1 protein-coding gene is annotated in these 1,339 nt (G+C 40.0%); it reads right to left on the bottom strand.

What is annotated here, in order from left to right:
• On the bottom strand, positions 1–1,017 hold a 1,017-nt coding region (locus ACP6PL_RS20230; RefSeq protein ID WP_426547074.1), incomplete at its 3' end, for a protein kinase domain-containing protein.
• Positions 1,018–1,339 lie beyond the last annotated feature (322 nt).

Genomic DNA, 1,339 nt, shown 5'->3' with positions numbered 1-1,339 from the left:
TTCATTGATGACTGCTGTTTTTCCGATTCCCGAAAAACCGGCGACTAGCATTATTTCTGAACTGCCATTAGTGATTCGCTCAAAGGCATCCAGTAGAATTTTTACTTCACTTTCCCTGCCGTAGAGTTTTTCTGGGATAATGAAGCGATCGCTCACATCCCTTTGTCCCAACTCAAAGAATGTAATTTCTCCTGTAGCTTCTAACTGTTGTAGACATTTCTCTAGATCGTGCTTCAAACCCAAAGCACTCTGATAACGGTCTTCTGGATTTTTGCCCATCAACTTGAGCACTATTTCTTGCAACATTTCCGGTACTTGAGTTGCTAGTGGAAATTTCGCTTTCTGGGCAATATGACAATGCACCAATTCCATTGGATCATTGGTATCAAAGGGTGATTTTCCGTTTAGGAGTTCAAAAAATGTTACACCAAGGGAATAAAAGTCACTGCGGTAGTCAATTCCTCGGTTCATGCGACCAGTTTGTTCTGGGGAAATATAGGCCAGGGTTCCTTCCAGAACATTTGGGTTAATTAGCTGTTGTTGTTCACTAGGTAATAAGCTGGAAATGCTGAAGTCAATCAGTTGGACTTGCTTGGTTTCAGGATGGATGAGGATGTTGGCGGGTTTAATGTCTTTGTGAATGATGCGTTGTTGATTCAGATAGTGGAGAACTTCTGCTAGTTGTATCGCAATGTGGAGGAAATTTGTGATGCTTTGCTCTGAGTTTTGCCAATAGTTGGAAAGAGCGTAGGCTCCTGAATCTGGCATAATTAGAGCATAACCATTATTGTAACGTTCCAAGGCCAAAGGTTGCACAATTATCCGATGTTCCAGGTGACGTGTGATGATGTATTGGTTGCGGAATTGTACCAATTCATGAAAGTTGGGATGGGGGTTGCGTAAGACTTTGATAATGACTGGCTGCTGAGAGGTGCATCGGATACCTCGATAGACTAGAGTGCGGTTTCCAGTATATATTGGGTTTATTTCTTTATACCTAGGTAAGTTAAGCATCATCATTACCAGCCAAATTGAGAAAAGATAACAAGTTCAATTTTACTTCATTTTCACCTTAACTTCAAGAAAATTTCACTTGCTCTGTACGGAGGTGCAATAAAACCTCTCTTGTTGTTCACTGCTCTACCTCTTCTTGAGTTCATATCAAGTCAGTATTCTCATAAACTATTCTCCCTGCTCCGATCTCCCTTCTTCATCAGTATTCAACCAAACATAATCTCGTCTGGAGTGGATCAAATAGGATGACTCCTGATAATTGGTAAGATAATTTTCATTAATTGATAATTGATAATGGATAATTGATAATTACCTCTGGTTAAAA

The sequence above is a fragment of the Dapis purpurea BLCC-M126 genome, assembly GCF_050015975.1.
In the GTDB taxonomy this organism is placed as follows: domain Bacteria; phylum Cyanobacteriota; class Cyanobacteriia; order Cyanobacteriales; family Microcoleaceae; genus Trichodesmium.
Note: the sequence above shows the minus strand (reverse complement) of the source record. Positions and strands in the feature narration are given on the sequence as shown.